Genomic DNA, 23,841 nt, shown 5'->3' with positions numbered 1-23,841 from the left:
GCGCCGCTGCGCGAGCCGCTCATCGGGCTCGAGGACCGGATCGCGCGCTTCGCGACCATCTGGGGGAGGGCCATCTTCCCGGTCACGGCCACCTCGCTGACCCGCCCCGAGTTCGAACAGCACCTCGTCCCGCTCGCCCGGACCCTCACCGAGGCCCTGCACGCCCGCCCCTTCGACGCGGGCGTCGCCCAGGCCGTGGGCGCCGAACTCGTCGCCGTCCACTGCACCGACCCCGAGGCCCTCGCCGGCACCCTCGGCGTCGTCGAGTCCTACCTCGTCCTGTACTGCGGCCCGGACGGCACCGCCGCCGACGGCAGCGAGACCACCGAGGAGTACCGCTCCCGCTGCGCCCGCCTCCAGCACGGCATCGCCGCCGGTTTCGCCCGCGCGCTGCGCGAGCGGACCCTCCGGGAGCAGGAGGCCATCGCCCGATCCGCCCTGACCGCCCGCATCGACGCCCAGCAGGCCCTGCACGCCAGCGAGGAGCGCTTCCGGGCCGTCTTCGAGGGCGCGGCCGTCGGCATCGGCATCGCCGACCTCGACGGCAACATCCTGGAGGTCAACGACACCCTGCTCAAGATGTTCGGCGGCCTGGAAGGGCACGTCCGCAGCCGCAACGTCAGCGAGTGGGGCCACCCCGACGACACCCCGCACGTCTGGAAGATGTACGGGGAACTCGTACGCGGCGAACGCGAGCACTACCGCGTCGAGAAGCCCTACTACCGGCACGACGGCACCGTGCTCTGGACCAACCTGACGGTGTCCCTGCTGCGCGACGCCGACGGCGCCCCGCAGTACCAGCTGGCCCTGATGGAGGACACCACCGAACGCCGGCTGCTGAACCTGCGCCTGCGCTACGAGGCCACCCACGACGCGCTCACCGGGCTGCCCAACCGCACGCTGTTCTTCGAACGGCTGGAGAAGGCCCTGAACGCCGCCCCCGGCAGCCGCTTCGGCCTCTGCTACCTCGACCTCGACGGCTTCAAGACCGTCAACGACAGCCTCGGCCACTCCGCGGGCGACCGGCTGCTCGTGGAGGTCGCCGACCGCCTGCAGAGCTGCGCCACCGGACCGGGCGAGGTCGTCGCCCGGCTGGGCGGCGACGAGTTCGTGGCCCTCACCACCGGCCCCGGGGCCCAGACCGAGGAGAAGGTCACCGACCTCGCCGTCCGCATCCTCACCGCGCTGTCCACGCCCATCCGGCTGGAGGGCCGGGAGCTGTCCGTGCGCGGCAGCATCGGCATCGTCGAGGGCGCCTCGGGCGAGCGCACCCCGGCGGAGGTGCTGCGCAGCGCCGACATCACCATGTACCGGGCCAAGGCGGCCGGCGGCAACCGCTTCGAGTTCGCCGACGCCGAGGCCGACGCCCGGGCCATCACCCGCCACGGCCTGACCAACGCCCTGCCGGCAGCCCTGGAACGCGGCGAGTTCTTCATCGAGTACCAGCCCCTCGTGCACCTGCACGACGGCAGCGTGCGCGGCGCGGAGGCGCTGGTGCGCTGGTCGCACCCCCAGTACGGGGTGCTCGGCCCGGACCGCTTCATCCCGCTCGCCGAGCGGACGGGCCTGATCGTCCCCCTCGGCCGCTGGGTCCTGGAGGAGTCCGTCCGCCAGGCCCGCAACTGGCAGCGCCAGCACGGCGGTGCGCCCCTGCGCGTCAACGTCAACCTCTCGCCCACCCAGCTGACCCACCCCGGGCTGGTCGCCGACACCCTGCGCGTCCTGGAGTCCTCCGGCCTGGCCCCCGGCGCCCTGTGCCTGGAGGTCACCGAGTCGGCCCTCATCGGCGCCGACGACGAACTCCTCGAACCACTGCGCCGGCTCGCAGCGCTCGGCGTGGACATCGCCCTCGACGACTTCGGCACCGGCTACTCGAACCTGGCCAACCTGCGCAGGCTGCCGGTCAGCGTCCTGAAGCTGGACCGCTCCTTCACCCAGGGCATGCAGCAGGAGCCGGCCGACCCCGTCGACGTCAAGATCGTGGAGGGGATCGTCGCCCTGGCCCACAGCCTGGAGCTCGCGGTGACGGTCGAAGGGGTGGAGACCGGAGCCCAGGCGGCCCAGCTCCGCGCCCTCGGCTGCGACACGGCCCAGGGCTGGTACTACGCCCGCCCGGGCTCCCCGGACAGCATCCACACCCTCTCGCTCTGCGACGCGGCCCCCACCCGGTGAGGTAGTGGGCCGCGGGCCCCGGCCCACCCGGCCCGGGGTGCCCGGCCCGAGGTCCGGCCCGGAGCGCCGGTCCCGGCTCCGGGTCGGCCGCCGTGGCGTGACGGCCCGCCCGGGCGGGTTCGCTGTGCCGGCGGGACCGCCGTGCGTGTGGGATTGCCGTGCGTGCGGGCCTGCCGTGCGGGCGGCGTCAGCTCATCCCGGCCTCCGTTCCCCGGCCGGGCTCGCGGACCGCGGCGAGCACCCGCCGGTGACGCTCGGAGGTGTCGGCCAGCAGCCGCTCGGCCACCGGGAGGCGCTCGGCCTCGTATCCGTCGAGGGTGTCGGCCGCCGCCGGGTCCGTGAGCACGGCGGCCAGGGTGCGGGCGAGGGCCGCCGCGTCCTGGATGCCGGTGTTCATGCCCAGTCCTCCGGCGATGGGATGGACATGGGCGGCATCCCCGGCGAGCAGGACCCGGCCCTCGCGCATCCGGGCGGCCCGGCGGACGTTGACCCGCCAGCTCGAGAGCCAGGTGGCCTCCGTCAGCCGTATGCCCGCCATCCCCGCATGCCGGTCGAAGAGCCGTTGGAAGCCGTCCGGGGTGGGCGGCAGGGGTTCTCCGTCCTCACCGGTCTCCGGGGAGGCCTGGAGCTGGAAGGTGTCCGTCCCGGGCATCGGGCAGAGCATGATCCCGCCACCCTCGGTGGTGAACCACTGGTGCCAGTACGCGCGGCTGAGCCCGGGGGCCCGCACGTCCCCGACGACCATCGTCGGCTTGTCCTCGGTGTACCCCTCGAAGGGGATGCCGAGGAGCTCGCGGGTGGTGCTGTGGCCGCCGTCGCACCCGGCGGTGTAGCCGGCGCGGACCGAACCACCGCCGGCCAGGCGGGCGGTGACCCCCGCCGGGTCCTGGGCGAGCCCGGTCACCCGGGCCCCGTACTCGACGCGGACGCCGAGGCCGGCGAGCCGCTCCCGGAGGATCTCCTCGACCTGCCACTGGCCGATCAGCAGGCCGCCCCCGTCGACCGGGGTGTCGTTGACGTGGGCGCCGTCGAAGTACTTCCGCAGGACCACGCCCCGGGAGCCGGTGGCGGACAGCCGGTCCCCGACCCCGAGCCGGTCGAGGACTTCCAGGCTGTCCGGGGTGAGCCCCTTGCCCCGGGACTCGCGGTGCGGGCCGGAACGCCCGTCGAGGACGCGGACGGAGGCGCCGCGCAGGGTGAGGTCGCAGGCCAGGGTCAGCCCGGTGGGGCCGGAGCCCACGATCAGGACGTCGGTCGTCGCGCCGGTCGCCGTGTCAGCCATGGGAGGGGTCCTCTCTCGTCGTCTCGTCGTCGCTGAACCAAGGAAAGCGCGCCTGGACGAAAAATGCAACCCGGTCAAGAAATTGACTCGGTTGCGATGTGGTCCTAAGGTGGTGTCATGGAGAACACGACGGGTCTGCGCGAGAGCAAGAAACTGCGTACGCGTCGCCAGCTGGCGGCCACGGCGCTGGAACTCTTCCTGGAACGGGGCTTCGACGCCGTGTCCGTGGCCGATGTGGCCGCGGCGGCCGAGGTCTCCAAGCCCACCCTGTTCCGCTACTTCCCCAGCAAGGAGGACCTGGTCCTCGACCGCTTCGCCGACCACCAGGACGAGGCGGCGCGGATCGTGCGCGAGCGGCCGGCGGGTCGGAGCCCGGTGGGCGCGCTCCACGACCACTTCATGGCCGCCCTCGCGGAGCGCGACCCCATCACCGGGCTCTGCGACCATCCGAACGTGCTCGCGTTCCAGAGCCTGCTGTACTCCACGGCGAGCCTGGAGGGCCGGATCGCCCACTACACGGCCCGCGAGGTGGAACTGCTCGCCGCCGTCCTGGAGGGGGAGCGGGTCGAGCCGCTGTCCGCCCGCCTCGCCGCGACGCACCTGGTGGCGGTCCGTCAGGGGCTGGGCCGGGAGAACTGGCGCCGCATCGACGCGGGCAGTACGGCGGACGAGGCCTACCCGGCGGCCGTCGCCGACGCCGACCGGGCCTTCGGCATGCTGGCCGACGGTCTCGACCGGACCCTGGGCCTCCTGATATCCCGGGCCTGAGCGGCCGGGCCGCCGGGTCCTGCACGATGCCCGGCGAGAGACCGCCGGGCAGCGGGCCGGAGAGGTGGTGTGCGGATGGCAGCGAGGTATGTGACCGAGCTGGTCGGGGCGTTGGAGCGGTGCGGGGAGCGGCCTGCGATCGGGGCCGGATCCCGAGTCCTGCGGTCCTCCGAGGTGCTGGACGCCGTCCACCGGCTGGCCGGGGCGCTCGCGGAGGCGGGGGTCGGGCGGGGAGCGGGGCTGGCCTGCGTGACGGGCGGCAACCGGCCGGAGGCGCTGCTCGTGCGGATCGCCGCGCATGTGCTGGGGGCCCGGCTGACGCAGGTGGTGACCGGTCCGGCGGTGCACGGACTGGAGTTCATCCTGCGGGACTGCCTGCCGGTCCTGGTGGTGCACGACGTTCCGGTACCGGCGACGGGGGCGCCGCTGCTGGACCTGGGCGAGCTGATGGCGAGGGCGGCCGCGCGGGAGCCGGTCGAAGTCCCCGTGCGGGCGCGGGAGGAGGACGTGGCCCGGGTGACGTACACCGGCGGGACCACCGGCCTGCCCAAGGGGGTGGCGTCCACGTTCGGGGCGATGGCCGCGCGGGACGGCCGGCGCGGAGCCGCCTGGACCGAGACGGTGCACCTCTCGGTCACCAGCCTCGCCCCGCGGGCCGGCGGGCGGTGCCTGGAGCAGCTGAGGGCGGGCGGCAGGGTGGAGATCCTTGACCCCTTCGCACCGGGGGAGTTCGCGGCGGCCTGCCTGCGCCTCGGGCGGGTGTCCACGTACCTGACGGCCCCGATGGTGTACCGGCTGCTGGACGACCCCGCGACCGCCGGGGGCATTCCGGGGCTGGAGGCGGTCTCGTACGGCGCCTCGCCGATCCTTCCCGAGCGGCTGCGCGAGGCGGTGACGGGCTGGGGCGGGCGCTGGCGGCAGGGCTACGGGATGAACGAGGCCGCCGTGATCTCCCGCCTCACCCCGTCCGACCACGACGAGGCGGTGGCCGGCCGGCCCGAGCTGCTGGCCTCCGTGGGGCGCCCCGCCGCGGGGGTGGAGGTCCAGGTGCGCGACGAGCGGGGCGCGGTGCTGCCCGCTGGGCGTACGGGCGAGCTGTGGGTCCGGTCGGCGGCGATGATGACCGGTTACTGGAACCAGCCGGAGCTCACCGCCGAGGTGCTGCGGGACGGATGGCTGCGCACCGGGGACCTCGGCCACGTCGGCGGCGGCGGGTACCTGTACCTGGACGACCGGAGCAAGGACCTGGTGATCGTCGACGGGGTGAACATCTACAGCCTGCCGGTCGAGGCGGCGCTCGCCCGGCACCCGGCCGTTGCCCAGGCCGTCGTGGTGGGCCGGCCCGCTCCGGCGACCGGCGAGGAGGTCTGCGCCTTCCTCGTGCCGGCCGCCGGTCACACCCCGAGCGAAGCGGCGGCCGCCGAAGCGTGCGACCTGGTGGAACGCGAGCTCGCCCCGGCGCACCGCCCGACGGCGGTCTTCTGGGGGGCCGACATCCCCCTCACGGACCGGGGCAAGCCCGATAAACGACGCCTGCGCACCCGCGCGGCGGCACCACCCGCCGCCGGCCGCTGACCCGTGCGGGGTCCCGGAAGCGGGGGCGTGTCTCGTGCCCGCACGCGGCTCGGGCCCGTCCGGTGCCGACGCCGACCGGCCGCACGGCGGCAGTCCACCTGCCTACGGTCCCGTCCAACAGGCGCCCCCGTCCCCGGGCGCCCTGGGCCCGCGGCCGGCGCACCGCCCCGCGGCTCGGTGTGCCGGGGCGCCCCGGGTTCGGTGCCGCCCGGCTTTGGGCGGCCGGTGGTCGGCGACAGGTCCGGCCCGGGGCGAGGTGGTGCCGGACCGTCCCGGCGTCGTGCAGGGCCCGCTCGGGCCCGCTCGGGCCCGCTCCCGGCTCGGGCCCGTTTCCGGCTCGGGGCCGGTGGTGGATGCCGGGGCTCGGGAGTGACCGGCCGGCGGCCCGGCCGGGTCAGTCGGTCAGGATGCGTTCCGGCCGGGTCAGTCGGTCAGGATGCGTTTGAGTTCGCGGGCCGCGCGGGGCGGGGCGACGTCCGTGCGGTGGGCCAGGGCGATCGTGCGGCGGAGGGGGGAGCCCGCGAGGGGGGTGGCGCGCAGGCCCGGGCCGCCGTGTTCCACGACCATCGCCGGGACCACCGCGACGCCCAGCCCCGCCCGTACGAAGCCGAGGACGGCGTCCATCTCGCCGCCCTCCACGGTGAACACCGGCTCGAACCCCGCGGCCCGGCAGGCCCCCACCGTCAGGTCCCGCAGGTCGTAGCCGTGCCGGAACATGACCATGGGCTCCTCGCGCAGGTCGGCGACGGTCAGCTCCCCGCCGCCGCCCGGCGGCGGCAGATCGCGGGACGAGACGACGACCAGGTCCTCCGTCAGCAGCTCCACCGTGGTCAGCGGGGGAGCCGACGGCGGCAGCGGTAGCACGATCAGCGCCAGGTCCAGGACCCCGCGGGCGAGTTCCCGCACCAGGTCCAGTGAGCCGCCCTCCTCGATCAGCAGCTCGATGCCCGGATGCGCCGCGTGGAAGGTGCGCAGCACCTCCGGCAGCAGCCCCGTGCACACGCTCGGGGTGGCGCCCAGTCGGACCCGGCCGCGCCGCAGCTGGAGGAGCTCCTGCACCTCCAGCCGCGCCGTGTCCGCGTCCGCCAGGATCCGCCGGGCCAGGGGCAGCAGGGCCTCGCCCGCGTCGGTCAGCGCGATGTTCCCCCGTGCCCGGTTGAACAGCTCGGCGCCCAGCTCCCGTTCGAGCGCCTTGATCTGCTGTGACAGCGAAGGCTGGGCCACGTGTTCCCGCTCGGCGGCACGGGTGAAGTGCCGGGTCTCGGCGACGGCGACGAAGTACACCAGCTGCTGGAACTGCATGCCGCAAGGCTAGGGCCTGCCGTCGGAAGACCCTCCGCCCCTCCGCCCCCGACGCTCCGACGCTCCGACGCCCCGACGCCCCGACGCCCCGCCGGGCGGCCACGCGACGGTGGCGGTGGGCCCTGGGGCCCGGAGCGGGCCTTCCATAGAGATTGCCTATCGCGATCAGCTCCACCATGTCTTGGACCTTTCGGGACCTTCGTCCCTACGGTCTATCTCATGGCTCTGGCAACGCGGACGGATCGACGGCCGTCCACCCCGCGCACGCTCTGGGACTCCACCGTCGGCAAGAAGTCCGTGATGGCCGTCTCCGGCCTGATCATGCTCGGCTACCTCGTCGCGCACATGTTCGGCAACCTCAAGATCTTCTTCGGTTCCGGCGAGTTCAACGGCTACGCCCACGCCCTGCGCACCCTCGGTGAACCGTTCCTGCACTACGAGTGGGCCCTGTGGGCCGTCCGCGTGGTCCTGGTCGCCGCCGTCGTCGCCCACGCCGTCTGCGCCTACCAGCTCAGCCGCCGCGACCTCACGGCGCGCCCGGTCAAGTACGCCCACAAGCGGCGCCGCGCGAGCTACGCCACCCGCACCATGCGCTGGGGCGGTGTCATCCTCGCCCTCTTCATCATCTGGCACCTCCTGGACCTCACCACGCTCACCGTCAACGAGCGCGCCTGGGCCGGCCACCCCTACGAGAACGTCCTCGCGACCTTCTCCACCTGGTACGGCAACACGATCTACATCGTGGCCATGGCCGCCCTCGGGCTCCACGTCCGCCACGGCTTCTGGAGCGCCGCCCAGACCCTCGGCGCGGGCAGCGCCCGGCGCGAGCGGACCCTGAAGTTCCTGGCCGATGCCCTGGCCCTCGTCCTCTTCGCGGGCTTCGTGTCCGTCCCCGTCGCCGTCATGACCGGAGTGGTGAGCTGACCATGAGCACCGAGTACGCCGCCTACACCACCGGCGACCCCGTCGCCGACACCAAGGCCCCCGCCGGCCCCATCGCCGAACGCTGGGACCGCCGCCGCTTCGAGGCGAAGCTGGTCAACCCGGCCAACCGCCGCAAGCACACCGTGATCGTCGTCGGCACCGGCCTGGCGGGCGGTGCCGCCGGCGCGACCCTCGCCGAGCAGGGCTACCACGTGGTCCAGTTCTGCTACAGCGACTCCCCGCGCCGCGCCCATTCCATCGCCGCCCAGGGCGGCATCAACGCCGCCAAGAACTACCGCAACGACGGGGACTCCGTACACCGCCTCTTCTACGACACGGTCAAGGGCGGCGACTTCCGCGCCCGCGAGTCCAACGTCCACCGCCTCGCCCAGATCTCCGTCGAGATCATCGACCAGTGCGTGGCCCAGGGCGTCCCCTTCGCCCGCGAGTACGGCGGCCTCCTCGACACCCGCTCCTTCGGCGGCGTCCAGGTCTCCCGCACCTTCTACGCCCGCGGCCAGACCGGCCAGCAGCTCCTCCTCGGCGCCTACCAGGCGCTGTCCCGGCAGATAGCCGCGGGCAACGTCGAACTGCACGCCCGCACCGAGATGCTCGACCTGATCACCGTCGACGGAGTCGCGCGCGGCATCGTCGCCCGCGACCTGGTCACCGGCCGCATCGACACCCACTACGCCGATGCCGTGGTCCTGGCCAGCGGCGGCTACGGCAACGTCTTCTACCTCTCCACCAACGCCATGAACTCCAACGCGACCGCCGTCTGGCGGGCGCACCGGCGCGGTGCCTACTTCGCCAACCCCTGCTTCACCCAGATCCACCCCACCTGCATCCCGCGCACCGGCGACCACCAGTCCAAGCTCACCCTGATGAGCGAGTCCCTGCGCAACGACGGCCGCATCTGGGTCCCCAAGGCCAAGGGCGACACCCGCCCCGCCGCCGAGATCCCCGAGGACGAGCGCGACTACTACCTGGAGCGGATCTACCCCTCCTTCGGCAACCTCGTCCCCCGCGACATCGCCTCCCGCGCCGCGAAGAACGTCTGCGACGAGGGCCGCGGCGTCGGCCCCGGCGGCCAGGGCGTCTACCTCGACTTCGCCGACGCCATCCGCCGCATGGGCCGGGACCAGGTCGCCGAGAAGTACGGCAACCTCTTCGAGATGTACGAGCGGATCACGGCGGAGGACCCGTACGAGGTCCCCATGCGGATCTACCCGGCCGTCCATTACACGATGGGCGGACTGTGGGTCGACTACGACCTCCAGACCACCGTCCCCGGCCTGTTCGCGATCGGCGAGGCCAACTTCTCCGACCACGGCGCCAACCGCCTCGGCGCCTCCGCCCTGATGCAGGGACTCGGCGACGGCTACTTCGTCCTCCCCTCGACCATCAACGACTACCTCGCCCGCCACCCGCACCGGGAGGAGGTCGACGACGGCCACCCCGAGGCCGCGGCCGCCGTCCGGGAGACCCGCGACTGCCTCGCCAGGCTGCTGGCCGTCGACGGGGACCGCACCCCGGACTCCTTCCACCGGGAGATCGGCGAACTCATGTGGGAGTACTGCGGCATGTCCCGCACCGAGGAGGGCCTGCGCAAGGCGCTCGCCCGCCTCCCGGAGATCCGCGAGGAGTTCTGGCGGCGCATCAAGGTCCCCGGCAGCGGCGAGGAGTTCAACCAGTCGCTGGAGAAGGCGAACCGCATCGTCGACTACCTCGAACTCGCCGAGCTGATGTGCCTCGACGCCCTCCACCGCGCCGAGTCCTGCGGCGGCCACTTCCGCGAGGAGTCCCAGACCCCGGACGGCGAAGCGGCCCGCCGCGACGAGGAGTTCGCCTACGCGGCCGCCTGGGAGTACCGCGGCACCGCCGCCGCACCCGTCCTGCACAAGGAAGACCTCGTCTTCGAGTACGTCCACCCCACCCAGCGGAGCTACGCATGAAGCTCACCCTGCGCGTCTGGCGCCAGCGGAACGCCGGCGCCCCCGGCGCCATGGCCTCCTACGAGGTCGACGGCATCTCGAAGGACATGTCTTTCCTGGAGATGCTCGACACCCTCAACGAGGACCTCATCCTGCGCGGCGAGGACCCCGTCGCCTTCGACCACGACTGCCGCGAGGGCATCTGCGGCGCCTGCAGCCTGGTCATCAACGGCGACGCCCACGGCCCCGAGCGCACCACCACCTGCCAGCTCCACATGCGGTCCTTCGCCGACGGCGACACCATCGACGTCGAACCCTGGCGGGCCGCGGCCTTCCCCGTGGTCAAGGACCTCGTGGTGGACCGCAGCGCCTTCGACCGCATCATCCAGGCCGGCGGCTACATCACCGCCCCGACCGGCTCCGCGCCCGAGGCGCACGCCACCGCCGTGCCCAAGCCCGCCGCCGACTCGGCCTTCGAGCACGCCGAGTGCATAGGCTGCGGCGCGTGCGTGGCGGCCTGCCCCAACGGCTCCGCGATGCTGTTCACCTCCGCCAAGGTCAACCACCTGAACGTGCTTCCGCAGGGCGCGCCCGAGCGCGAGACGCGGGTGCTGGACATGGTGGCGCAGATGGACGACGAGGGCTTCGGCGGCTGCACCCTGACCGGTGAATGCGCCACGGCCTGCCCGAAGGGCATCCCGCTGCCGTCGATCGCCGCGATGAACAAGGAATGGCTGCGGGCGCTCCGCAGGCGGTGACCCCGTTCCGCAGGCGGTGACCCTTCCCCCCCCGGCGCCGCGTGCGCCCGGTCGGCCGACCCGCTCCGCCGACCGGGCGCACGTACGGGCGCCGTGCCGCGCCGTGCGCCCGGCGGGTCCGCCCGGCCGGGCAGAGTGGGCCCATGCCAGCAGCCCCCGCCGGCCCCGCGGCGCACCGCCGCACCGTGCTCGCCGCCCTGGCGGCCCTGGCGCTGCCGGCGGTGGCCGGGTGCGCCGGGCGGGAGCACCGCGCACCCGCGCCCGGACCGCAGCCGCAGCCCGTCAAGGACGCCCTCGTCATGGTGATCCCGCACGCGGAGAAGCCCTTCGCCGGAGCCGTCGGCGAGGACGACGAGGGCAACGAGGACCCCGGCTTCCTCGCCGGGCGGGGCCGCCGCCGCGCCGAGGAGCTGCACCGCCTCTTCGGCCCGGCCCACGGCGCCCCGCTGCCCCGGCCCGCCGCGCTGTTCGCGACGGGGGGACCGCGGTCCGCCCCCGCCCGGTGCCGGCAGACCCTCGCACCCCTCGCCACCGCCCTGCGGATCCCCGTACAGGACCGGTTCGCGCTCGGCGGCGAGGCCGGCCTGGCCCGGGCCGCCCTGGCCGCGCCGGCGCCCGTGCTCCTGTGCTGGGAGCCCGCCGGGGTCCCCCGCCTGGTCCGGGCCCTCGGTGCCCACCGGACCCCGGGCCTTCCCGCGAACTGGCCCGACCGCAGCGACCTCGTCTGGACCCTCACCCGCAGCCGCGGCACCTGGACCTTCCGCGAACTCCCGCAGCGCCTCCTGCCCGGGGACGCGTGACCCCTACCGCCCCAGCGCCCGGGCCAGGTAGGGGGCCGTGCGGCCGGCCGTGGACGCGGCCACCCGCGCCGGCGGGCCGCAGGCCGTGACGCGTCCGCCCTCCGTGCCGCCGCCCGGGCCCAGGTCGACCACCCAGTCGGCTCCCGCCACCACCTCCATGTCGTGCTCCACGACGACCACCGAGTGCCCCGCGTCCACCAGCCCGTGCAACTGCCGCAGCAGCACCCGCACGTCGGCCGGGTGCAGGCCCGTCGTCGGTTCGTCCAGCAGGTACAGGGTGTGGTCGCGGCGCAGCCGCTGGAGCTCCGTCGCCAGCTTGATCCGCTGCGCCTCGCCGCCCGACAGCTCGGTGGCCGGCTGCCCCAGCCGCAGGTAGCCCAGGCCGATCTCCTCCAGTGCCCGCAGGCTGCGCGCCGCCGCCGGGACCTCCGCGAAGAAGACGGCCGCCGCCTCGACCGTCAGCCCCAGCACCTCCGCGATGTCCAGGCCCTCGTAACGGACTTCCAGGGTCTCGGCGTTGTACCGGGCCCCGGCGCACTCCGGGCACGGCGCGTACGTACTGGGCAGGAACAGCAGCTCCACCGAGACGAAGCCCTCGCCCTGGCAGGTCTCGCAGCGGCCCCCCGGCACGTTGAAGGAGAACCGGCCCGCCTTCCAGCCCCGCTCGCGCGCCCGGGGCGCCGCCGTGAACAGCTTGCGCACGACGTCGAACAGTCCCGTGTACGTGGCCAGGTTGGAGCGCGGCGTACGGCCGATCGGCTTCTGGTCCACCTCCACCAGCCGGCGCACCGGGAAGTCCGGGTCGGCCAGCCGCCCGCCCACCTCCTGCGCGAGCACCTGCCCGACCAGGGTGGACTTCCCGGAACCCGACACCCCGGTGACGGCGGTGAAGACCCCGAGCGGGAACTCGACCGTCACGTCACGGAGGTTGTGCCGCTCCACGCCGGTCAGCCGGACGGAACCCGTGGCCGTGCGCACCGGACGGGCGGCGGCGGGGGAGGCCCCGGTCGGGGCCGGCGGGAACAGGTGCCGCCCGGTCGCCGACTCCGCGACCCCGGACAGCCCCCCGGGCGGACCGCTGTACAGCACCCGCCCGCCGTGTTCCCCGGCCAGCGGGCCGACGTCCACCAGCCAGTCCGCGCGCCGCACCACGTCCAGGTGGTGCTCCACCACGAACACGGTGTTCCCGGCAGCCTTGAGCCGCTCCAGTACGTCCAGCAGCGCCTCGGTGTCGGCCGGGTGCAGGCCCGCCGACGGCTCGTCCAGCACGTACACCACCCCGAACAGCCCCGACCGCAGCTGGGTCGCCAGCCGCAGCCGCTGGAGTTCCCCCGCCGACAGGCTGGGCGCGGTCCGGTCCAGGCTCAGGTAGCCCAGGCCCAGCTCCGCGACCGGCGCGATCCGCGCCCGCAGGTCCGCCGCCAGCACCCGCGCCGCCTCCGTGGCCGGCGCCGCAGCGGCCAGTACGCCGTCCAGCTCGCCCAGCGGCAGCGCCGCCAGCTCCGCGATCGTCCGGCCCGCGAAGGTGACCGCCAGGGCCTCGGGGCGCAGCCGTCGCCCCTCGCACGCCGGACAGGGCGCGTCCGTGAGGAACTTCTCGGCCCGCGCCCGCAGGGTGGCGCTCTTGGTGTCGGAGAAGGTCCGCATCACATAGCGGTGGGCGCTCATGTACGTCCCCTGGTAGGGGCGTTGGATCCGGTCCGCGTCCCGCACCGGGTGCACCGTCACCACCGGCTGCTCCTCGGTGAACAGGATCCACTCCCGGTCCGCGGCCGGCAGCTCCCGCCAGGGCCGGTCCACGTCGTGGCCGAGCACCTCCAGGACGTCCCTGAGGTTCTTGCCCTGCCAGGCCCCGGGCCAGGCTGCGATGGCGCCCTGGCGGATCGACAGGTCCGGGTCCGGGACGAGGAGTTCCTCGCTGGTGCGGTGGATCCGCCCCAGGCCGTGGCAGGAAGGGCAGGCTCCGGAGGCCGTGTTGGGGGAGAAGCTGTCGGAGTCCAGCCGCTCGGCCCCCGGCGGGTGGTCGCCGGCGCGGGAGAACAGCATCCGCAGGGAGTTGGAGAGCAGGGTCACCGTCCCCACCGAGGAGCGCGAGCCGGGGGAGGAGCGGCGCTGCTCCAGGGAGACGGCGGGCGGCAGCCCGGTGACCGAGTCCACCTTCGGCGCCCCGATCTGGTGGATCAGCCGCCGGGCGTAGGGGGCCACGGACTCGAAGTACCGCCGCTGCGCCTCGGCGTAGAGCGTGCCGAAGGCCAGGGAGCTCTTCCCGGAGCCGGACACCCCGGTGAAGACGGTCAGGGTGTCGCGCGGGATGTCCACGTCCACCCCGCGCAGGTTGTGCTCCCGGGCACCGCGGACCCGTACGCAGGGATCGACGGCGTCCCGGGGGACGGCGGGGACGTCGGTGGAAGGCTGGTGCATTCGCCCCAGTTTAGTGGCGTACGGAGGACGACGGCCCGGCACGGGCCGGACGACGCGTCCGGCCTACGGGAGCGCGGCGATCCGCGACAGCCTGCGGAAGGAGTCCAGCAGGGCCGTCCGGTCGTACGTGGAGGTGGTGACCAGCAGTTCGTCCGCCCCGGTGGCCTCCGCGAGCCCGGCCAGCTCGGCCGCGACCTGCTCCTCCGTTCCGGCGATGTGCCCGGCGAGGGCGCCCTCGTACAGCTCCCGCTCCCTGGGCCCGAGCTCCAGCGCCTCGACCTCCTCGGCCGGCCGCAGGGGCGGGAAGCTGCCCCGGGTGCGCGAGTGGGCCAGGGACCAGGCCTCCGGGAGCAGGATCCGCCGTGCGGCCTCCTCGGTCCCGGCCACCGCCACCGTCCCCGACACCACCACGTACGGCTCGGCACCCCACGCCGACGGCCGGAATTCCCTGCGGTACGCCGCGACGGCCTCGGCCACCCGGGCGCGGGCCCGCAGGTCCCCCACCACCACGGGCAGCCCGGCCCGGGCGGCGATCGGGGCGCCCGCGCCGGTGGCCAGCACGAAGGGCGGGATCCGCAGCCCCTCCGCCGGACGGGCGTGCACCTCGGGATGGGCCCGCTGGGTCCCGTCGATCCAGCCCAGCAGCTCGGTCAGCTGCTCCTCGAACCGGTCGGCGTCGCCGGTGTCGCGGCCCAGGGCGCGCCGGATGCCGCCCGTGAAGCCGACCGAGCGGCCGAGGCCCATGTCGATCCGGCCGGGGAACAGTGCCTCCAGCACCCCGAACTGCTCGGCGACCACCAGCGGCTGGTGGTTGGGCAGCATCACGCCGCCCGTGCCGACCCGGATCCGCCGGGTGGCGGCCGCGACGGCCGCCGCCAGAACGGTGGGGGCGGAGCCGGCGACCCCGGGCACGCCGTGGTGCTCCGACACCCAGAAGCGGTGGTAGCCCAGCTCCTCCACCGTGCGGGCCAGCTCCACACTGTCGCGCAGGGCCTCGGCGGCGGGGTGCCCCTCGCGGACGCGGGACCGGTCGAGGACGGAGATTCTCTGGATCACACCCGTCTTCAACGCCTGGCGCCGGCGGGGATTCCCGGGCCGGGGTCCCCGCCTCAGGTACGGCTGCCGCCCTCGCTCTCCTGGGCGCTCTTGAGCTCGGCCGACGGGGCCGCCCAGTCCGCCAGCAGCACCGGGAAGCCCGCGGCGCGGGCGGCCTGGCACACGAGCTGGTCGTCGTCGACCAGCACCCGCACCTCGCGGTCCCGCGCGATCCGCTGGAGTATCTCCAGCTTCGTCTGCCGGGCCGGCCGCCGGTCCCGGTCGCCGCGCATCCACACCCGGCCCTCGGGCAGCCCGTGCCGGGCCAGCCAGTCGGCGGTGTCCGCGCGGCAGCGCTCGGGCCGGCCGGTCAGGTAGACCACCTCGCAGTCGGCCGCGCTCTCCACCGCCAGGGCCACCCCGCGCGCGAGCGGCGGATCGGCCGGGGCCGCGCCGAAGAAGCCGTCCCAGTCGCGGGGGCGGCCCTCCAGGAAGTGCTGGCGGTGGCCGGTGTCGGCCAGGGTGTTGTCGATGTCGAAGACGGCCAGCGGACGGCGCGGTGCGGTGGTCTCGGTCATGGCCGCCAGCCTAGGCCGTGCCCTTCCGTCCGGGCAGGGCAGGGCAGGGCAGGGCAGGGCAGGGCAGGCGGGGCGGGGCAGGTCAGGGCCGGGCCGGGCGCCCGGCCCGCCGCTCGCGGCGACCGCCGCGGCCGTCAGTCCTCGCCGTCGAGGCGGAAGCCCACCTTCAGCCCGACCTGGTAGTGCGCGATCTGCCCGTTCTCGATGTGTCCGCGCACCTGCGTGACCTCGAACCAGTCCAGATTGCGCAGGGTCTGCCCGGCGCGGGTGATCCCGTTCTGGATGGCTTGATCGATGCCCTCGTGCGAGGTGCCGACGATCTCGGTCACCCGGTAGGTGTGGTTGGACATGGGGGTCTCCCGCCAGTCGTCGCTTTTGCCTTGTTCCACGGTGCCCCAGTAAGTCCGCGTCCGCGAACTTTGCGCGGACAATCCCGCTGCCGAGCCCCTTGACCGGCCCATTGGTCTATGCCAATTTCAAGCCATCTGAGATCCAGCCCAGAAGGTGACCCTCGTGAAGAAGCGCTTCCTCGCCGTGTGCACGGCCCTCGCGGCCGCGACCGCCCTGACCGCCGGCTGCGGCAGTCTGGCGGGATCGGACGGCGGCTCCGAGAAGGTGACGTTGTGGCTGATGAAGGGCAGCGCGTCGCAGGAGTTCATCGGGAAGTTCACCGCCGACTTCGAGAAGCAGCACCCCGGCATCGACCTGGACGTGAAGATCCAGGAGTGGAAGGGCATCGGCGACAAGGTCAACGCCGTCCTCTCCGGCAAGGGGGCGGAGCACGCCGACGTCATCGAGGTCGGCAACACCCAGGTGGCCCAGTACGTCGAGACCGGCGGCCTCTCCGAGCTCACCCTGGAGGGCCTGCGCAGCTGGGGCAGCAAGGACTGGCTCAAGGGCCTCGCCGACCCCGGCAGCGTCAACGGGGCCCAGTACGGCGTCCCGTGGTACGCCGCCAACCGGGTGGTGATCTACAACAAGGACCTCTTCGCGAACGCCGGCATCAAGACCCCGCCGCGCAACCGCCAGGAGTGGATCTCCGCCACCCAGAAGCTCGACAAGGGCGACCAGCAGGGCATCTACCTCCCCGGCCAGAACTGGTACGTGCTCGCCGGGTTCGTCTGGGACGAGGGCGGCGAGCTCGCCGTCGAGACGGGCGGCCAGTGGGTCGGCGCCCTCGACGACGAGAAGGCCCTGGCCGGGATGGACTTCTACAAGCAGCTCCAGGCCCTCGGCAAGGGACCCAGGAACGCCGACGAGGAGACGCCCCCGCAGTCCGAGGTCTTCGCCCGCGGCCAGGTCGCCCAGATCATCGCCCCGCCCGGGCAGGCGGCCCAGATCGAGGCGGCCAACCCCGCGCTGAAGGGCAAGCTCGGCTTCTTCCCCATTCCCGGCAAGACCTCCGAGAAGGCCGGCTCCGTCCTCACCGGGGGCTCCGACCTGGTGATCCCGGCGAAGACCGCGAACCGCGCCGGGGCCGTCGACCTGATCACCGCCCTGGTCAGCGAGAAGTGGCAGACGGAGCTGGCCCGCACCATGAGCTACGTCCCCAACAAGACCACCCTCGCCCGGGTGGTCGAGGGCAACGAGGGTGCCGCCGCGATGGCCGCCGGAGCCGCCCAGGGCCGGGCCACGCCGAAGTCCGCGCGCTGGGCCGAGGTCGAGGCCAAGAACCCGATCAAGCCGTACATGACGGCCGTGCTCACCGGCCAGGACCCGCGGCAGGCGGCCAAGACGGCCTCGGAGGCCATGAGCCAGGTCCTCAGCTCCGACCGCTGAGCCCGGTCCGCCGCTCCTGGCGGTGGACCGGTCCGTCGGTCCGTCGGTCCGTCGGTCCGTCGGTCGGTCCGTCCAGCGGATGATCCGTCCAGCCGATCATCCGCCGGTCCTCCGAGCCGCTGAGCTGGGCGCCCGGCCCGCTCCGGTCCGTCGAGTTCAGCCTCCGCACATCCGGGGGCCGCTGCGCGGTCATGTCGAATCCAGCCGGTCACGGAAGAAGTAGAGGAGCCGGGTCCGCCACCCGCGGCCCGGCTCCCCGTGCCCGGATCAGGAGCAGCCATGACCATCGCACCCCTGTCCCCGTCCCCCCTCGCACCCGCGGCACCGGCCGTCCCCACCCCGGTCCCCGCCGCCCCCGCCACACCCTCCGCCGCCCCCCGGTACACCGTCCGCCTCGCCCGCGACGAGGACGAGGTCCGCGCCGCCCAGCGGCTGCGCCACCAGGTCTTCGCCGGAGAGCTCGGCGCCCGCCTGGACGGCCCCGAGCCCGGCCTGGACTCCGACGCCTTCGACGCCTACTGCGACCACCTCCTGGTCCTCGACGAGGAGACCGGCCAGGTCGTCGGCACCTACCGACTGCTGCCCCCCGAGCGCGCCGCCGTCGCCGGACGCCTCTACTCCGAGGGCGAGTTCGACCTCTCCGCGCTCGCCCCGATCCGCCCCGACCTGGTCGAGGTCGGCCGCTCCTGCGTCCACCCCGACCACCGCAACGGAGCCGTCATCGCCCTGATCTGGGCCGGCCTCGCCCGCTACATGGAGCGCACCGGCCACAACTGGCTCGCCGGCTGCTGCTCGATACCGCTCGCCGACGGCGGGGTGCTGGCCGCGGCCACCCGCGAGACCGTCCTGGCCCGCAACCTCGCCCCGCAGGAGTACCGGGTCACCCCGCACCTGCCGTGGAGCCCGCAGGGCGTCGCCCTCCCCGGTACCCGCCTGGAGCTGCCGCCCCTGCTGCGCGGCTACATCCGCCTGGGCGCCTGGGTCTGCGGGGAGCCCGCCCTCGACGCCGAGTTCGGCTGCGCCGACCTCTACGTCCTGCTCTCCCTGCGCCGGACCAACCCGCGCTACCTCAACCACTTCCTCTCGCTCGCCCCGTCCGCATGAGCAACTGGCTGCTGCCCACCGCGCCCTGCACCCCGCGGGACTGCGCCGGCCACCCGGGACCGGCCGCGAGCGTCCCGCACGCCGTGCTCCGGCTCGCCGGCGCCCTCGTGCTGGTGCTGCTGGCCGTTCCGGCCGCCCCGCCGGTGCGGCTGCTGCCGGCCCGGCCCCGGCGCGCGCTGATCCGGGCCTGGTCCACGGCGCTCCTGCGCTCCCTGGGGATACGGATCACGGTGCGCGGCACCCCCGGGCCGTACGGGGGCGGCCTGGTCGTCGCCAACCACATCTCCTGGGTCGACATCCCGCTCGTCGCCGCCGCCCTGCCCAGCCGGATGCTGGCCAAGAGCGAGATCGGCACCTGGCCGGTGCTCGGCCGGCTCGCCGCCCGGGCGGGGACCCTGTTCATCGAGCGCGACCGGATCCGGGCCCTGCCCGGGGCCGTGGGGAGCATCGCCCGGGCCCTGCGGGCGGGCGACCGGGTCACCGTCTTCCCCGAGGGCTGCACCTGGTGCGGGCGCGGCCAGGGGCCCTTCCGGCGGGCCGCCTTCCAGGCCGCACTGGACGCGCGGGTACCCGTACGGCCCGTGCGGATCTCCTACCGGCTGGCGGACGGGGAACGCGCCGGGGCGCCCGCCTTCGTCGGGGACGACACGCTGACCGCCTCCCTGTGGCGGATCGCCCGCGCCCGCGGGGTGCGCGCCGAGGTGCGGCTGCTGCCCCGGATCCCGGACGGCCGCCACGCCGACCGGCGCGAGCTCGCGGCGGCGGCGCAGCGGGCCGTCCTCGGGACCCGGGAGCCGCAGCGGGCGCTGCTGGGCGGGTATGCCGGCCAGCAGCGCCCGCCGCACGCGCCGGCCGCGCACGCGGCGACGCCGGCCCCGTACGCGGCGACGCCGCACGCACCGGCCCCGTACGCGCCGGCTCAGTCCACGGCGACCGAGTCCACCGAACCGTCCGCCACCGAGAGCGACAGCGCGAAGCGGCCCGCGGCGTCCGTCCACCAGTGGGACAACTCCAACCCGGCCTCCGCGAGTTCCTTCCGCACGCCCTCCTGACGGAACTTCGCCGAGATCTCCGTGAGGATCTCCTCACCCTCCTCGAACGGCACCACCAGGTCCAGCGCCCGGATCTTCACCGTCACCGCCGACCGGGCCCGCAGCCGCATCTCGATCCACTCGTGCTCCCGGTTCCACACCGCCAGATGGTCGAAGTCGGCGGTGTGGAAGTCCGCGCCCAGCTCGCGGTCGATCACGGCCAGCACGTTCTTGTCGAACTCCGCCGTCACCCCCTGCGCGTCGTCGTACGCCGCCACCAGCACGGCCTCGTCCTTCACCAGGTCCGTGCCCATCAGCAGCGCGTCCCCGGGCGAGAGCATCGCCCGCACGGACGCCAGGAACACGGCCCGCTCCGCCGGCAGCAGGTTCCCGATCGTGCCGCCCAGGAACACCACCAGCCGCGGCCCGGGGGACTCGGGAAGGTGCAGCGGGGCGGTGAAGTCGGCCAGCAGCGCGTGCACCCTCAGCCCCGGGTGCGCCTCCAGCAGGGACTCGGCCGCCCCGGTCAGGGCGCTCTCGCTGACGTCCACCGGGACGTACGTCTCCAGCGCCGGCAGCGCCTCGATCAGGTGCCGGGTCTTCTCCGAGGAGCCGGAGCCCAGCTCCACCAGCGTGCGGGCGCCGCTCACCGCCGCGATCTCCCGGGCACGCTCCAGCAGGATCTCCCGCTCTGCGCGCGTCGGGTAGTACTCGGGCAGCCGGGTGATCTCCTCGAAGAGCTCACTGCCCCGGGCGTCGTAGAACCACTTCGGCGGCAGTTCCTTGGGGACGCGGGTCATCCCGCGCAGGACGTCCTTCCTGAGCGCCCTGTCGGCGGCGTGCTCGTCGAGGGTCCGGGTCAACTGGAAATCGCTCACGGGGTGCTCTCCTTGAGGGGGATCAGGGCGACCCGCGTCCGGGTGGCGGTCAACAGGGTCCGGTCGGGCACCTCGCGCCAGCCGGTGTCGTCGTCGTAGGGCTCCGACGCCACCACCACGCGCCCCGACGGGTGCTCGGGCAGGTACCAGAGGGAATCGCCCCAGGCGGTGGCGGCGATCGAGGCGCCGTCGGTGAGCAGCAGGTTGAGCCGGGAGCCGGGTGCGGCGGCGGCCAGTTCGCGGACCGCCTCCGCCAGGGCCGTGCCCGGGGCGTCCCCCTGCCGCAGCCGGTGCAGGACCAGCGCCCACACCAGGGCCGCGTCGGTGCGCGCGGCCAGCTCCAGCAGTTCCCGGGCCGGCAGGGCCGCGGCGAGCGGCGCGGCCGCGTCGGGCCAGCCCCGGACCGCGCCGTTGTGGCTGAACAGCCAGGGCCCCGAAGCGAACGGCGCCGCCGCGGCCTCGCCGTCCGCCCCCGCGAAGGTGGCGTCGCGCACGGCGGCCATCAGGGCCCCGCTGCGCACCACGCGGCCCAGGTCGGCGAAGCCCTCGTCCCCCCAGACGGGCCCGGCGCGCCGGTAGCGGGCCGGGACCGGGTCCCCGTCCGCGTACCAGCCCACGCCGAAGCCGTCCGCGTTGACGGTGCCGTACCGCTGCCGGCGCGGTGCCCAGGACTGCCGGACGAGCGAGTGCTCCGGATCGCTCAGCACCCGGCCCAGGGGTATCTCCGGCCCCAGGTAGGCGAGGTGGCGGCACATCAGACGTCCCTCGCGGTGCGGAAGCCGGCGAAGATCTGCCGGCGCACCGGCAGGTCCCAGTTGCGGAAGGTGCCCCGGCAGGCCACCGGGTCCACGGCGAACGAGCCGCCGCGCAGCACCTTGTGCTCCGGGCCGAAGAACACCTCCGAGTACTCCCGGTACGGGAAGGCGCGGAACCCCGGGTACGGCAGGAAGTCCGAGGCCGTCCACTCCCACACGTCGCCGATGAGCTGGCGCACCCCCAGGGGCGAGGCGCCCGCCGGGTAGCCGCCCGCGGGGGCCGGGCGCAGGTGGCGCTGGCCCAGGTTGGCGTGCTCGGGGCGGGGCCCGTCGTCGCCCCAGGGGTAGCGGCGGGAGCGGCCCGTGGCCGGGTCGTGGCGGGCCGCCTTCTCCCACTCCGCCTCGGTCGGCAGCCGGCGCCCCGCCCAGCGGGCGTAGGCGTCCGCCTCGTACCAGCTGACGTGCAGAACCGGTTCTTCATCGGGCACCTGCTCGGTCACCCCGAACCGGCGGCGCAGCCACTGGCCGGCCTCGCGGCGCCAGAACAGCGGGGCGCCGATGTCGTGGGCGCGGATCTGCTCCCAGCCCTCGGCAGCCCACCACCGGGGGTCCGTGTAGCCGCCGTCCGCGATGAAGGCCTGGTAGGCGGCGTTGGTCACCGGCACCGTGTCGATCCAGAAGGAGTCCACCTCCCGGACGTGCGCGGGCCGTTCGTTGTCCAGCGCCCACGGCTCGGCCGAGGTCCCCATGGTGAACGGGCCGCCGGGGACCAGGACTTCGGCCGCGGCCGGGGGCGGCCCCTGTGGTGGGCCGGGGTCGGGCGCCGTCAGGACGGGCGCGCCCGCGCGCAGCTGATGGGTGATCAGCATGGTCTCGTCGTGCTGCTGTTCGTGCTGGGCGATCATTCCGAACACGAATCCCCGGTCGAGCAGGGCCGTTCCCTCCAGCGGGGTGCGGTCCAGCAGGTCGAACACCCGCCCGCGGACCTCGGCCGCGTACCGGCGGGCCTCCTGCGGCCCGAGCAGGGGCAGCTTCGGGCGTTCGGCCCGGGGGTGCTGGAACGCGTCGTACAGGGAGTTGATCTCGGGCCGCAGGAACTCCCGGCCGGCCACGTTGCGCAGCAGCCAGAGTTCCTCCTGGTTCCCGATGTGCGCCAGGTCCCAGACCAGCGGGGACATCAGGGGCGAGTGCTGCGCGGTCAGGTCCCGGTCGTCGACGGCGTCGGTCAGCGCGGCGGTACGGGCCCGGGCGGCGGCCAGGGCCGCCGCGGCGTGTTCGCGCAGCTGCCCGGGGCGGATCTCGGCAGGGGTCTCGGTGGTCACGGGCGCGGTCCCTTCGCGACGGGCGGCCGCCGGCGGTGCGCCGCGGGGCCGGTGTGCTCGACGGCTTCGGGGCCGGTGCCCGGGGCGGCCCGGGTGCGCCCGGCGACCAGGGCGTCGTCCACGTCGTCCGCCGGGCAGCGGCCCCGTCGTACGTAGCGGTCGGCGAAGGCGGCGACCGCCTCCCGGACGTACGGCTCCGCCCCGAGCCGGGGCAGCGCCTCCTGCGCCGCCGCGAAGCAGGCCGTGGCCGCCGCCCGCAGGTCCGGATCGGCCAGGGCGCTCCGGGCGGCGGCCCGCCACAGGGGGTTGCGCGGCGCGGCGCCGGTCCCGGGGGCGTCGGCCAGCGCCTTCACCGCCCGGTAGGCCGTCTCGGCGGCCTCCGGGTCGTCGAACAGCGCGTGCACCACGGCCACCGGGACGATCCAGCCGTCCTCGCCGGGCTGCGCGTCGATCATCCGCAGCTCCAGGTGGCCGCGCGGCCGCACGGGCGGGAAGAGGGTGGTGAGGTGGTACTCCAGGTCCTCGACGGTGGGCCGGCGGGTCGGGCCCGCCCCGTTGCCGCCCGTGCGCAGCCAGTCGCGGAAGGTCAGCCCGCGCGGTACCGCCCAGGGACCGTCGTCGGGGCACCGCACGCACATCACCTCGGTGTCCAGCGCGTGCCGGACCCAGGCGGAGCGGGGCTCGGCGTCCAGCGGCGGGGCGAGGGCGCGGCGCGCGTCGATGTCGCTCCAGATCCCCTGCCGCGCGCACCGCCAGCCCTCGTACGGGCCCTCGCGGCCGGGGGAGTTGGCGAAGCACGCCACGAGCACGGCGCCCAGGAGGTGGGCGAGCCGCCAGCGCCGGCCGTGCCCGAGCGGGCCCGGCTCCTCGTGGCCGGCGTCCACGCAGACCTGTACGGAGGCGGAGGCGCGCATCATGGCCCGGCCGGCGGGGCCGGTGCGGTCGAAGTAGGCCTCCATCGCGTCGTAGCGCGGACTGGCCAGGAGGCGGCGCAGGGGCCTGCGGGGGTCTTCGCCGAGGCCGTGGAGGACCAGGCCCCGCTCGCGCAGGGCGCCCCGTACGGCGGTGAGGTCGGCCCGGAGGCCGTCGACGCAGGCGGTGAGGGAGTCGGCGGGGGCGGAGCTGAGCTCCAGCTGGCCGCCGGGCTCGACGGTGACCCGGGAGCGCAGGGGCAGGGCCCGGGCGGCGGCGTGGGCCGCGACGAGGCGGTCGGACGGGAGCGGCAGCCAGGGCCGCTCCGCGTCCAGGACGAGCCATTCGAGCTCGGCCCCGAGGGTGCGGGGCGGGCCGGTCTTGAAGCAGATGCCGTGGACCAGGTCCTCGGCGGCGGTCTCGTCGAGGGGGGTGGGGGCGCACTCCTCCGGATCGTGGACGTGTGGAGCGGGTGAGTTCTCGGGCATGACCGGAACCTCGTCTCCTGTAG

At 74.7% G+C, this 23,841-nt stretch carries 19 protein-coding genes and 1 pseudogene; 10 read left to right on the top strand and 10 right to left on the bottom strand.

The window, feature by feature from the left end; genetic code table 11:
- The first annotated feature begins 6 nt into the window (after positions 1-6).
- Positions 7-2,172: an EAL domain-containing protein gene (locus AB0469_RS00645; protein WP_366449283.1), complete on the top strand. Its 2,166-nt coding sequence runs from the start codon at positions 7-9 to the stop codon at positions 2,170-2,172.
- A gap of 187 nt (positions 2,173-2,359) precedes the next feature.
- On the opposite strand, the gene AB0469_RS00640 is transcribed toward AB0469_RS00645, so the two are convergent.
- Positions 2,360-3,454 (bottom strand): FAD-dependent monooxygenase, encoded by a 1,095-nt coding sequence (locus AB0469_RS00640; RefSeq protein ID WP_366449089.1) that lies wholly within the window; start codon positions 3,452-3,454, stop codon positions 2,360-2,362.
- 117 nt (positions 3,455-3,571) lie between these two features.
- Between AB0469_RS00640 and AB0469_RS00635 the strand changes: the two genes are divergently transcribed.
- Entirely contained in the window at positions 3,572-4,222 is a 651-nt protein-coding gene (locus AB0469_RS00635) for a TetR family transcriptional regulator (RefSeq protein WP_366449088.1), read from the top strand.
- Positions 4,223-4,297: 75 nt separating this feature from the next.
- Positions 4,298-5,797 carry an AMP-binding protein gene (locus AB0469_RS00630; RefSeq protein ID WP_366449087.1) on the top strand — a complete coding sequence of 500 codons (1,500 nt, stop codon included), beginning with the start codon at positions 4,298-4,300 and terminating at the stop codon, positions 5,795-5,797.
- 423 nt (positions 5,798-6,220) lie between these two features.
- Here AB0469_RS00630 and AB0469_RS00625 read toward each other — a convergent pair whose 3' ends face one another.
- Complete coding sequence (locus AB0469_RS00625; RefSeq protein ID WP_366449086.1) at positions 6,221-7,099, bottom strand: LysR family transcriptional regulator; 879 nt, start codon at positions 7,097-7,099, stop codon at positions 6,221-6,223.
- Positions 7,100-7,318: 219 nt separating this feature from the next.
- On the opposite strand from AB0469_RS00625, the gene AB0469_RS00620 reads away from it, so the two are divergent.
- From AB0469_RS00620 to AB0469_RS00605, 4 genes are all read left to right on the top strand, one after another.
- Positions 7,319-8,023 carry a succinate dehydrogenase cytochrome b subunit gene (locus AB0469_RS00620; protein ID WP_366449085.1) on the top strand — a complete coding sequence of 235 codons (705 nt, stop codon included), beginning with the start codon at positions 7,319-7,321 and terminating at the stop codon, positions 8,021-8,023.
- A gap of 2 nt (positions 8,024-8,025) precedes the next feature.
- Positions 8,026-9,978, top strand: coding sequence for a fumarate reductase/succinate dehydrogenase flavoprotein subunit (locus AB0469_RS00615; RefSeq protein ID WP_366449084.1), 1,953 nt, complete (start codon positions 8,026-8,028; stop codon positions 9,976-9,978).
- On the top strand, positions 9,975-10,715 hold the full coding sequence (locus AB0469_RS00610) for a succinate dehydrogenase/fumarate reductase iron-sulfur subunit (protein ID WP_366449083.1): 741 nt from the start codon (positions 9,975-9,977) through the stop codon (positions 10,713-10,715). The genes AB0469_RS00615 and AB0469_RS00610 overlap by 4 nt, the downstream gene beginning before the upstream one ends.
- Before the next feature lie 143 nt (positions 10,716-10,858).
- Positions 10,859-11,515 (top strand): hypothetical protein, encoded by a 657-nt coding sequence (locus AB0469_RS00605; RefSeq protein ID WP_366449082.1) that lies wholly within the window; start codon positions 10,859-10,861, stop codon positions 11,513-11,515.
- Between the two features lie 3 nt (positions 11,516-11,518).
- Here the strand turns inward: AB0469_RS00605 and AB0469_RS00600 are convergent, their stop codons facing one another.
- From AB0469_RS00600 to AB0469_RS00585, 4 genes are all read right to left on the bottom strand, one after another.
- A complete protein-coding gene (locus AB0469_RS00600) occupies positions 11,519-13,936 on the bottom strand; it encodes an excinuclease ABC subunit UvrA (RefSeq protein ID WP_366449081.1) in 2,418 nt (805 codons plus the stop codon).
- A gap of 63 nt (positions 13,937-13,999) precedes the next feature.
- A complete protein-coding gene (locus AB0469_RS00595) occupies positions 14,000-14,992 on the bottom strand; it encodes an MsnO8 family LLM class oxidoreductase (RefSeq protein WP_366449080.1) in 993 nt (330 codons plus the stop codon).
- Positions 14,993-15,045: 53 nt separating this feature from the next.
- Positions 15,046-15,549, bottom strand: a complete 504-nt coding sequence (locus AB0469_RS00590) for a hypothetical protein (RefSeq protein ID WP_366449079.1) — start codon at positions 15,547-15,549, stop codon at positions 15,046-15,048.
- 134 nt (positions 15,550-15,683) lie between these two features.
- The gene (locus tag AB0469_RS00585; protein WP_366449078.1) at positions 15,684-15,899 is read right to left on the bottom strand and encodes a dodecin; all 216 of its coding nucleotides are present in this window, start codon (positions 15,897-15,899) and stop codon (positions 15,684-15,686) included.
- Between the two features lie 163 nt (positions 15,900-16,062).
- Between AB0469_RS00585 and AB0469_RS00580 the strand changes: the two genes are divergently transcribed.
- The 3 genes and pseudogenes from AB0469_RS00580 to AB0469_RS00570 form a co-directional block, all read left to right on the top strand.
- Positions 16,063-17,328, top strand: a complete 1,266-nt coding sequence (locus AB0469_RS00580) for an extracellular solute-binding protein (protein WP_366449077.1) — start codon at positions 16,063-16,065, stop codon at positions 17,326-17,328.
- 279 nt (positions 17,329-17,607) lie between these two features.
- On the top strand, positions 17,608-18,432 hold the full coding sequence (locus tag AB0469_RS00575; protein ID WP_366449076.1) for a GNAT family N-acyltransferase: 825 nt from the start codon (positions 17,608-17,610) through the stop codon (positions 18,430-18,432).
- Positions 18,429-19,013, top strand: a pseudogene (locus AB0469_RS00570) (lysophospholipid acyltransferase family protein); the annotation flags it as partial. The gene AB0469_RS00575 and the pseudogene AB0469_RS00570, both read left to right, overlap by 4 nt.
- Positions 19,014-19,351: 338 nt before the next feature.
- On the opposite strand, the gene egtD reads toward AB0469_RS00570, so the two are convergent.
- The 4 genes from egtD to egtA are packed head-to-tail and all read right to left on the bottom strand — an operon-like array spanning position 19,352 to position 23,818.
- Positions 19,352-20,341, bottom strand: coding sequence for an L-histidine N(alpha)-methyltransferase (gene egtD, locus AB0469_RS00565; protein WP_366449075.1), 990 nt, complete (start codon positions 20,339-20,341; stop codon positions 19,352-19,354).
- The gene (egtC, locus tag AB0469_RS00560) at positions 20,338-21,096 is read right to left on the bottom strand and encodes an ergothioneine biosynthesis protein EgtC (RefSeq protein WP_366449074.1); all 759 of its coding nucleotides are present in this window, start codon (positions 21,094-21,096) and stop codon (positions 20,338-20,340) included. The genes egtD and egtC overlap by 4 nt, the downstream gene beginning before the upstream one ends.
- Positions 21,096-22,418: an ergothioneine biosynthesis protein EgtB gene (egtB, locus tag AB0469_RS00555; RefSeq protein WP_366449073.1), complete on the bottom strand. Its 1,323-nt coding sequence runs from the start codon at positions 22,416-22,418 to the stop codon at positions 21,096-21,098. Before egtB ends, egtC begins: the two co-directional genes overlap by 1 nt.
- Entirely contained in the window at positions 22,415-23,818 is a 1,404-nt protein-coding gene (gene egtA, locus AB0469_RS00550; RefSeq protein ID WP_366449072.1) for an ergothioneine biosynthesis glutamate--cysteine ligase EgtA, read from the bottom strand. Before egtA ends, egtB begins: the two co-directional genes overlap by 4 nt.
- Between the last annotated feature and the right edge of the window lie 23 nt (positions 23,819-23,841).

It is taken from the genome of Streptomyces sp. NPDC093801 (assembly GCF_040701585.1).
In the GTDB taxonomy this organism is placed as follows: domain Bacteria; phylum Actinomycetota; class Actinomycetes; order Streptomycetales; family Streptomycetaceae; genus Streptomyces.
Note: the sequence above shows the minus strand (reverse complement) of the source record. Positions and strands in the feature narration are given on the sequence as shown.

Coding starts and splice junctions, on each gene's coding strand:
- AB0469_RS00590 (WP_366449079.1), bottom strand. CDS start 15,549: ATGACCGAGACCACCGCACCGCGCCGTCCGCTGGCCGTCTTCGACATC.
- AB0469_RS00640 (WP_366449089.1), bottom strand. CDS start 3,454: ATGGCTGACACGGCGACCGGCGCGACGACCGACGTCCTGATCGTGGGC.
- AB0469_RS00635 (WP_366449088.1), top strand. CDS start 3,572: ATGGAGAACACGACGGGTCTGCGCGAGAGCAAGAAACTGCGTACGCGT.
- AB0469_RS00615 (WP_366449084.1), top strand. CDS start 8,026: ATGAGCACCGAGTACGCCGCCTACACCACCGGCGACCCCGTCGCCGAC.
- AB0469_RS00575 (WP_366449076.1), top strand. CDS start 17,608: ATGACCATCGCACCCCTGTCCCCGTCCCCCCTCGCACCCGCGGCACCG.
- AB0469_RS00610 (WP_366449083.1), top strand. CDS start 9,975: ATGAAGCTCACCCTGCGCGTCTGGCGCCAGCGGAACGCCGGCGCCCCC.
- egtA (WP_366449072.1), bottom strand. CDS start 23,818: ATGCCCGAGAACTCACCCGCTCCACACGTCCACGATCCGGAGGAGTGC.
- egtC (WP_366449074.1), bottom strand. CDS start 21,096: ATGTGCCGCCACCTCGCCTACCTGGGGCCGGAGATACCCCTGGGCCGG.
- AB0469_RS00585 (WP_366449078.1), bottom strand. CDS start 15,899: ATGTCCAACCACACCTACCGGGTGACCGAGATCGTCGGCACCTCGCAC.
- AB0469_RS00630 (WP_366449087.1), top strand. CDS start 4,298: ATGGCAGCGAGGTATGTGACCGAGCTGGTCGGGGCGTTGGAGCGGTGC.
- AB0469_RS00620 (WP_366449085.1), top strand. CDS start 7,319: ATGGCTCTGGCAACGCGGACGGATCGACGGCCGTCCACCCCGCGCACG.
- AB0469_RS00600 (WP_366449081.1), bottom strand. CDS start 13,936: ATGCACCAGCCTTCCACCGACGTCCCCGCCGTCCCCCGGGACGCCGTC.
- AB0469_RS00605 (WP_366449082.1), top strand. CDS start 10,859: ATGCCAGCAGCCCCCGCCGGCCCCGCGGCGCACCGCCGCACCGTGCTC.
- AB0469_RS00625 (WP_366449086.1), bottom strand. CDS start 7,099: ATGCAGTTCCAGCAGCTGGTGTACTTCGTCGCCGTCGCCGAGACCCGG.